An 8,568-nucleotide genomic window follows, 5' to 3' on the forward strand; every position below is an offset into this window, starting at 1 on the left:
ACTGACGGCATCGCGGAATGAATACCGAACTTCCTCGCTTCATAACTCGCTGCTGCAACTACGCCTCGCTGATTCGGCCCGCCACTGACTACTAACGGTTTGCCTCGGTAGCTAGGGTTGTCCCTCTGTTCCACCGATGCGTAGAAGGCATCCATATCAACGTGAACTATTTTCCTGGTTCTAGCGACAGATTCTTGTCCCAAGGTAGCTCCACCACAAGCAGTCTCGCTTTTCACACCATTTTCAAGCAAATTAAATCCTAAATTAGAAATCCTATAGTACACTAGCACTAGTTTGAGCCAAATTTTGCAGATATGCAAATTATTTACTTGCTTGCTTGAACTTTCTACTATCAGCCCCGATTGGTTTTTCTGTTAATGAGTAAGCGTGACAATGTGGCTCAAATTTGGTGTAGCTCCAGATGGACAATTAGTCTGTGTTGAAGATGTTGGTAGTGGTAAAACTGAGCTTTTATGCCCTTACTGTTATGGTAAGCTAACTGCTAAGAAAGGTAAGGTTAAGCAACATCATTTTGCACATTCTTCAGCGACCTGCCTACCTGTAGCTAATCGTGATTTTCCGATTTTACCACTCTACGATAATTTTAATATTTACCTATTGCGTAAAGATTTAGCACAGTTAAAATTGCTGTGGAAAGAATACGGCTCAATCAATTATCCTATCAGCCCTGGTTTAGTTACTCCAAGGCTTATTAAAGCTGGAATGTTTTACAAAAACGTGTGTTTAACCCCTCCAGCTTATGAATTTACTAGTTTAGGAAAAATCCCTGTTGGGGCACTAGAATTCAGTTTACTCAACGAAGTGCAAGAACCTCTGTTGCTCAAAAAGTTACTGAAACTAGAGCTAGCAGCCAAACATGCATTATACAAAAATGCACCAGATAAGTCATATCGGCTCACCGACTTGACGCTTTATCGCGCTCAACTTCAACGCATTTTATCTTGTACTCTGTATTTTTTAGAAATTCAAACGAATATTGGTACTTTGTACAAGATAGGAGTTACCGCCAGACCCACCCAACAGCGATTGACAGAAATAGAAACGGACTTACTTATCCCTTCTCAAACTGTTGAGATTCAAATACTTGGAACTTGGCCACACAGGGGTAATGTAGAACTATATTTTAAACACCGCTATCATAATTACAATTATCGCATTGGTAGTTTAACTGAGTACTTCAAATTTGGTGCTGCCGATGCTAACGCTGCCCTACATGAGCTACAACAAATGAAAGATAAAGTACTTTCTCCAGTCGAGATAGACATTCTTAAGGACAACATTAGCTTATCTCAAGTTGCTATCTAGCCTATACTCATGCGGGAGCAATGGCAGGTTTGGGTTAACAATGGATCGCGGGTGTAGGTCTGTGGTGTGCGATTGGTTGGTGGTAGTTAACTGAAATCACACTTTCGACCAAGTTAATTTTGAGTCTAAACCAGAATCGGTAAGGTAATCACAAATTCTGTGACAACGCCTGGGGTAGAATTCACATCCAAAGTTCCGCCATGTTTTTCTACAACAATAGACTGAGCGATCGCTAATCCTAATCCCGTTCCTTTACCAACACCTTTCGTAGTAAACAAGTGGTCAAATACTTTTTGTTTGACTGATTCACTCATACCTTGACCATTGTCAGCAATCTTCACCTCAACCTGTTTCTCTTTCAATGAGGTGGTAATTGTAATCAAATTAGGATTGGCTTTAATCTCATGAAAACTCCGACCTGTATTTGATTCATCCAAGGCATCAATAGCATTCGCTATTATATTCATAAATACTTGATTTAATTGTCCTGGAAAACATTTAATTTGGGGTAAGTTACCGTAGTCCGCCACTATTTCAATTGCCGGACGGGTGTCATTGGCTTTGAGACGATGTTTTAAAATTAGAATTGTACTATCAATGCCTTCATGAATATCAAATGGAACTTTGTAATCTCTATCGGCACGGGAGAAAGTGCGAAGACTGGTACTGATATTTTTCAGCCTGTCACACGCCATAGTCATCGAATCAATCATCTTAGGAAAATCTTCCAAGCTATATTCTAAGTCGATTTCTTCGGCATGAGTGAGAATTTCATCTCCCGGACTTTGAAACTTTTGTTCATATAGTTTCAAGTGTTCAATAACATCAGTAAAGGTTGGTTTAGCAAGTTTTAGACTGGCAGCGATAAAACCAAGAGGATTATTCATTTCATGAGCTACCCCAGCAACTAAGTTACCCAATGCAGACATCTTTTCACTTTGCACGATTTGTAATTGAGCTTGTTGCAAATCTTGTAAAGCTTGCCCGGCTTGCTGATAAAGCCGTGCGTTTTCTAAAGCAATTGCTGCTTGGGAGGACAGTAGGTTAATCACCTGTAGACGGTTACTAGTAAATACCCCTTGATTCAGTTGATTTTCTAGGTAGATAATCCCCACTAAATGACCTTGGTTAATAATGGGTGTACATAATACACTTTGAGGTTGATGTAGGAGCATATATTCCCCAATTACACCAGGAATATTTGTTTTGCAATTGTCTATAATGACGGTTTCTTGAGTATTCTTAACGTAATTGATCAGTTTTCTAGGGATATCTTGACAAGCATCTAGTAGTTGTGAATCAAGAATGGTTTTGACATCAGTCCAGGAATTTGACTGTTGGTCGATAAAGGTAATTGCCCGCACTTGCCAAGTGTCTTCTTGAGGAAGAATTAATACAGATGTTTTCGCACCAGAATTTTCTAGGATAATGCGGGTGAGACTGCTGATGAGTGCATCTAATTCTATACAACTAGAGATGGTTTGAGCAGCTTTGAGAATGCAAGTCAAATCTAGAGCATCAGAAATATTAGTACTGCTGGTGGTGTAAGTAGATGTGCGGGCGATGCTGGCTATGGTTTCTAAGGGATTGAAGTTGAATTCTTGCTGTTGCAAAATTGGTTTGAGTAATTTGGGATAGCGTTTTTCCAAGTCATCAGTTTTGGCTTTGGCTCCCCAATGGGCATAGCAGTAATATGCTTGTTGCAGATATCCTTCTGCGGCTTTTTCTTTACCCCATTCTAGGTAAAATTTGGCAGCAAGTTCGTTAGCGATCGCGGCTTCCTGAATATAGTCATTGGCGATCGCTCCTTGGATCGCTATTTCATAATAATCTGCGGCTTGTAAGCGATCGCCAGTTACACGAGCTTGTTCAGCTAAAATTAAATTGTACTTGTGCTGATAATTTACGGGTGCATGAGCCGCCCATTCTTGCATTTTTGACTGGTTTTCGGCTACTTTCTGGAGATAAAGCTGTTGCTGTGCTTCATTTACCTGAGAACAAAGAGCTAACAAACTCAAAGATTGATAGAAATTCCGCAAAGGAACAATTAATAAGCCTGCGGCTCCCTGCTCATACTGCTCAAATTTTTGGGAAGATTCCCAAGCAGATTCGTATTCACCAAAAAGATAAGCTAAGAGCGTTTTTGCTAGATAGACATAACAAATACCATTGATGTTGTTTGTTTCAATTAAAGTCGGTAACATTTCGACTTCGTGAAAATGTTTACCAATTAAAAAACAGGGATTAGCCGCTTCTCCTTGTAAATTTAGCACCGTCTGCCGCCAGATATTTCCCCAAACCAGAGATACCTCTTGTTTTATTTGCTGCATTAGATCGCAATACTTATCTGCTTCCAGCACAGCATTTTCTAGGTTTTCTCCACTCCAAAAGAGAAATTGACAATAGCAATTGGCACAATAGCCTACATATTCTAAATTTCCGGTTTCTAATCCACTTTGCAATCCCTCCAAAAATAGATTCAATGTGGATTTAATTGAATCTTTCCAATGTTTAATAAACAGGCTAAAGGTTAAATAAACCCTACTTTTAAGTTCTTTAGTTTGAAATTTTTCTAAAAGTTGTACTGCGAGTTTACCAAACTGATACCCATCTTCAATTGCACCAATACTGCACAAAAATAATCCATAGAGACTATAAGCGACAGCTGCCTGTGGTGAGTTGCCGTACTTGATACAAATCTCGATCATTGTAAAAATTTTGAGCGGCAACAACATCGGTTTGGCTATATAAACTGGAGCAAATAAACCCGATAATATGCGGAGCGCAACTAATTTTTGGGGATCAATGATTTCTGGCATATCTGCCAATGCTGCTATCGATTGATGAACAAACATTTGTTGTAATTTGTCATGTTCATCAAAAATAATTTGAGTATTACTGTCTTCAGGTAACGTCAAATCTAGTAATTGCAGTGCTTCTCTACCTGTGGCTATTGCTTCAAGGAATTTATTTTGTGCCGTATAAGATTGGATTTGAATCTCATAGGTACGAACCTTTTCTAATGGAGATTTAGCGTTTTTGAGGATAATCTCTACTAATGATTTTGATGAATCAAAGTTTGTATTCAGATATTCTGCCTCAGCCGCAGATTCGTAAACAGCAAGGGCCAAATCGTAGCTGCTTTGCCAAGCATTTATCGGTAATAAAAGAATTGCCACTTTTAAATACTCAACTGCTGTCGCATAAGCAGTCGAGTTTTTAGCTTTACAACCAGCTATCAGATTTAACCGGGATAAATGTTCTCGTTCGTCAGCTTCCTCTAATAATTCCAGTCCGTAATTAAATTGGTTAACGATTGCAAAAATTCCTGACTCTTGCTGCTCTTTAGGTGTATTTTGCAATAACAATTGCCCAATTTGCAAGTGTGTTGACTGTTTTTGTGCATCTGGAATGAGTGAATAGGCAGCTTGCTGGACGCGATCGTGTAAAAATTTATATACAACCATCTCAGACTGTTCTTGAGTAGCTGCTTGATTTTCGGAACCAACAAAAAACTTATAAACCTCACTTTGTGGCAAAATCAACCCTTCTTGCAAAGCCTTCCACAAGCAATCTGCGGTTTCTATCTCTGATTGTTTAGAAACAATCCTTAATGTTTTTAAATCGAACTGATTACCAATACAAGCGGCTAGCTTCAATTGCTGTTGAGTTGATTCTGGTAGTCTTCGTAATTGGAAAACCATAAAATCAACAACATTGTCTGCTAGAGTTTGCTGATTTATTTGAGAAATGTCACATTGCCAGCATCCCTCGGCAAAATTGAATTGAATTAGTTGGTCTTGATGTAATGATTTCAAGATTTGAGTTGCAAAAAATGGATTTCCTTGAGCTTTCCGGTAAATCAATTGTGAAAGAGATAGTGCCACATTCTCTGCACAATTTAACGTGTCGGCTACAAGTTGATTCAATTGTAATGGGTTAAGTGGTTTCAGCGTCAGGCTATTCACCTTTACACCTGTTTTGCGAATTTCATCCAACATCACCATCAACGGATGGGCTGGGAATACTTCATTGTCTCTATACGCACCAATTAACAATAAATATCCCTGATTAGCTTCATTCATTAATAATTGTATGAGTTTCAATGAAGCCGAATCTACCCACTGCAAGTCATCTAAGAATATAACTAAAGGATGTTCTTTAGTTGTAAATATTTGGAGAAATTTCTGAAATAATAAATTAAATCGGTTTTGGGCTGCGTTACCTGATAATTCTGATGCAGGTGGTTGTCTGCCAATAATTTTTTCTAATTCGGGAATGACTTCAATAATTACTTGTCCGTCTTCACCTAATGCTTGAATAATTTGATTTTGCCATTTTTGTATTTGAACATCACTTTCTGCCAGTAATTGATCCATGAAGTTACGGAAAGCTTGGACAAATGCAGAAAAAGGAATATTCCGATTAAATTGGTCAAATTTGCCTTTGATAAAATAACCGTGTTGACGAACAATAGGTTTATGGACTTCGTTAACAACCGCAGTTTTACCAATCCCCGAAAACCCAGCTACCAGAGTGATTTCTGTTGCACCCAGGCTGACATTTTCAAATGCTTCTAATAGAGTTTCAACTTCTGCTTCTCGTCCATAGAGTTTATCAGGGATAATAAATCTGTCACACACATCCCTTTGGGCAATTGGAAAACTTTCAATTTTGCCAGTTGTTTTCAGTTGAGCAAAACAAATTTCTAAATCATGCTTCAATCCTAATACACTTTGATAGCGATCTTCAGCATTTTTTGCCATTAATTTGCTGACTATATCCGAAATTATCGGCGGAATTTGTAAGTTAATTACATCTATTGATGAGGCTACCTTAGCAATATGGGAATGCACCAACTCCATTGGATCGTTTGATTGAAAAGGTAACTCACCTGTGAGTAATTCGTAGAAAGTTACACCAAGTGAATAAAAATCAGTCCGGTAGTCAATTCCCCGATTCATTCTCCCTGTTTGTTCTGGAGAAATATAAGCTAGTGTTCCTTCTAATACACTCGGGCTGATTAGCATTTGCGTTTCCCTTGGTAATAGAGAGGCAATACTAAAGTCGATTAATTTAACTTGTTTGGAATCAGGATTAATTAAAATATTGCTCGGTTTGATATCTTTATGAATGATGCGCTGACTATAGAGTATATCTAAGGTATTACACAGTGCGATCGCTATTTGAAAAAACTCTTGCAAAAACCTAATATCTCGCGTTTGATCGCGAACAAAATAATCTTTTAGAGAAATGCCACCAAAATCTTCCATCACCAACGCATAGGCATTTTGATACACCTCCAGGCTGTAGGTTTGGACAATTAAAGATGAGTTGAGATTTTTGGCAATGGTGTACTGATTACGAAACTGCACCAGTTCATTAAAGGAGGGATATGGATTTTTCAGCAGTTTGATTGCTACAGGTAATGAGTCACTTTCTCGATACCCTCGATAAACTATAGTTCTCGAACCATTGTAGATTTCTTCAATGATCTGGTATCCAGAAATCTTAACATCACTGCTAAACATACTGTTAAATCCGAGTAATTTATAACTTAATTATTCCCAAATTAATAAGGGCAATTTAATGTTAATTGCTAAAGATTACTTTGGCTTTACTTTAGAGACCATTTATGAAGATAAGCTTTAAATTACAGGGTACATTAAATGCTGCTTTAACTTTAAGGCATCAAATGCAGAGATAGAATACCCCACACAAAAGCGTCAATATTCTCACTATTAAATTAGGAACCAGCAAAGTGTAAACTAGAATTTTCAACTCAAAAATGTGCTTGTAAGTGCTGGGGAAAGATTCAAGGGAAAGGGATTAAAAACCTTTCACCTTTTGCCTTTAAACTTTAAATAGCCAAGTTAACAGGAGCAAACTACTAGCACTTGCTGGAATTTTTAGTTAAGGGAACTCCAAGAAATAAATTATCTAATTTTGTGGGGTGGGCATCTTGCCCGCCCCACAATCAATAATTGAATATTTTTTTATTTGGAAGTCCTAAGTTTCGTAGGCTGGCTAAAGACAATTACTACTCAAATAGGAGAGACGATTATTGATTGACAGTAGCGGAAGTTTGTTATTCCGCCAACTATTATTGGATAGGGTTATATTAGAACCAACCCTCAATCACGTTTTTCTGGAATTACTGCATAAGCATCAATTTCAAACAACATACCGTCAAGTGCAAGTCTAGGAACGGGAATAAGAGTATTTGCTGGTGGTTTATATCCCCAAAAGTTACTAATTTCACGTCCTAACGGTATCAATTTAGCTTGGTTGTAATCAACTATAAGAATAGTAGTTTTTGCGACATCTTGTGGTTGTGCCCCAACCGCTGCTAAGGCATAACGGAGGTTTTTAAAAGCCTGTATTAACTGCTTTTCAAATTCATTGGAGACAAGATTCCCTTTTAAATCGGAACCAAATTGACCAGAAATATAGACTGTTCTCGCCCTTGATGGTGTAACAGCTATATGGCTATAGCCATTTTGGGTTGCATCATATAACGTTGGTGGGTTCACCAATTCCAACTCTTTGTTGTCTTTAGCGCTCACTTCCTTTTGTGTTGCCACCATCAAGGCGGTAGTTATTCCACTACCTCCAAGCCACAAAAGTGCATTTCGTCGCGAGAAGTTTGCTACTAATGAATTTACAGCACTGCTAATAGGTCTAGTCATTAAAGCTCCTTAAATGTGAGTTCTCTATTTTTTCTCATACTTAGTTTAATTATCTATTAAATTGAGTAAAAAATCACTAATAAATAAAATTATTTAAGTGTGGTCACGCAATTGTAACACTTCAATTCGGGTTAGCGCTCTTTTAAGTTGTTCATTTGCCACATCTACAGATGTGAAATCGTTGGCAGCACTAAATTTCTGGCGTATTTTATCAATAGCATCTGATGAACGGGCGCAACCAATAACAGTATGTCCCTGTTGAATAAAACCCTCAGCCATTGCATAACCTAGACCTTTACTTATGCCTGTAATTAAGATGAGCTTACTCATATATTTCTGGTATTATCAGATTTCAGTTTTTTTCGGGTCGGTTCCGTGGAGGTAAGGTTCGTCCATCATAAAACTGAATAACTAACTTACTTAGTCCGAGCCATGCTAGTGCAAAGATTAAGGGGGCTAGAGTTTCAATCACAACAACTACAACTGATGTTGTCTGAAAAAATAAAAAAAGCATTGGAGTCCAAGCCAAAGTAAGTACTGTTGCAACTCCACT

Annotated in this window: 5 protein-coding genes and 1 pseudogene; 1 reads left to right on the plus strand and 5 read right to left on the minus strand. The window is 38.0% G+C overall.

Annotated elements, in window-relative coordinates; all coding sequences use genetic code 11:
• Positions 1-236: Y-family DNA polymerase (locus CDG77_RS32265; RefSeq protein WP_442946452.1), on the minus strand; the 236-nt coding region annotated here is incomplete at its 3' end.
• 157 nt (positions 237-393) lie between these two features.
• Here CDG77_RS32265 and CDG77_RS32270 point away from each other — a divergent pair.
• On the plus strand, positions 394-1,326 hold the full coding sequence (locus tag CDG77_RS32270) for a GIY-YIG nuclease family protein (RefSeq protein ID WP_094333282.1): 933 nt from the start codon (positions 394-396) through the stop codon (positions 1,324-1,326).
• A gap of 125 nt (positions 1,327-1,451) precedes the next feature.
• On the opposite strand, the gene CDG77_RS32275 is transcribed toward CDG77_RS32270, so the two are convergent.
• From CDG77_RS32275 to CDG77_RS38195, 4 genes and pseudogenes are all read right to left on the minus strand, one after another.
• Positions 1,452-6,857 (minus strand): ATP-binding sensor histidine kinase, encoded by a 5,406-nt coding sequence (locus CDG77_RS32275; RefSeq protein ID WP_094333283.1) that lies wholly within the window; start codon positions 6,855-6,857, stop codon positions 1,452-1,454.
• A 603-nt stretch (positions 6,858-7,460) separates the two neighbouring features.
• Positions 7,461-8,015: a RidA family protein gene (locus CDG77_RS32280; RefSeq protein WP_094333284.1), complete on the minus strand. Its 555-nt coding sequence runs from the start codon at positions 8,013-8,015 to the stop codon at positions 7,461-7,463.
• Positions 8,016-8,108: 93 nt separating this feature from the next.
• Positions 8,109-8,345 carry an SDR family NAD(P)-dependent oxidoreductase gene (locus CDG77_RS32285; RefSeq protein WP_094333285.1) on the minus strand — a complete coding sequence of 79 codons (237 nt, stop codon included), beginning with the start codon at positions 8,343-8,345 and terminating at the stop codon, positions 8,109-8,111.
• 22 nt (positions 8,346-8,367) lie between these two features.
• A pseudogene (locus CDG77_RS38195) lies at positions 8,368-8,568 on the minus strand (Rieske 2Fe-2S domain-containing protein); the annotation flags it as partial.

Origin of the sequence: Nostoc sp. 'Peltigera membranacea cyanobiont' 213 (genome assembly GCF_002245975.1) — a bacterium.
Lineage (GTDB): Bacteria > Cyanobacteriota > Cyanobacteriia > Cyanobacteriales > Nostocaceae > Nostoc.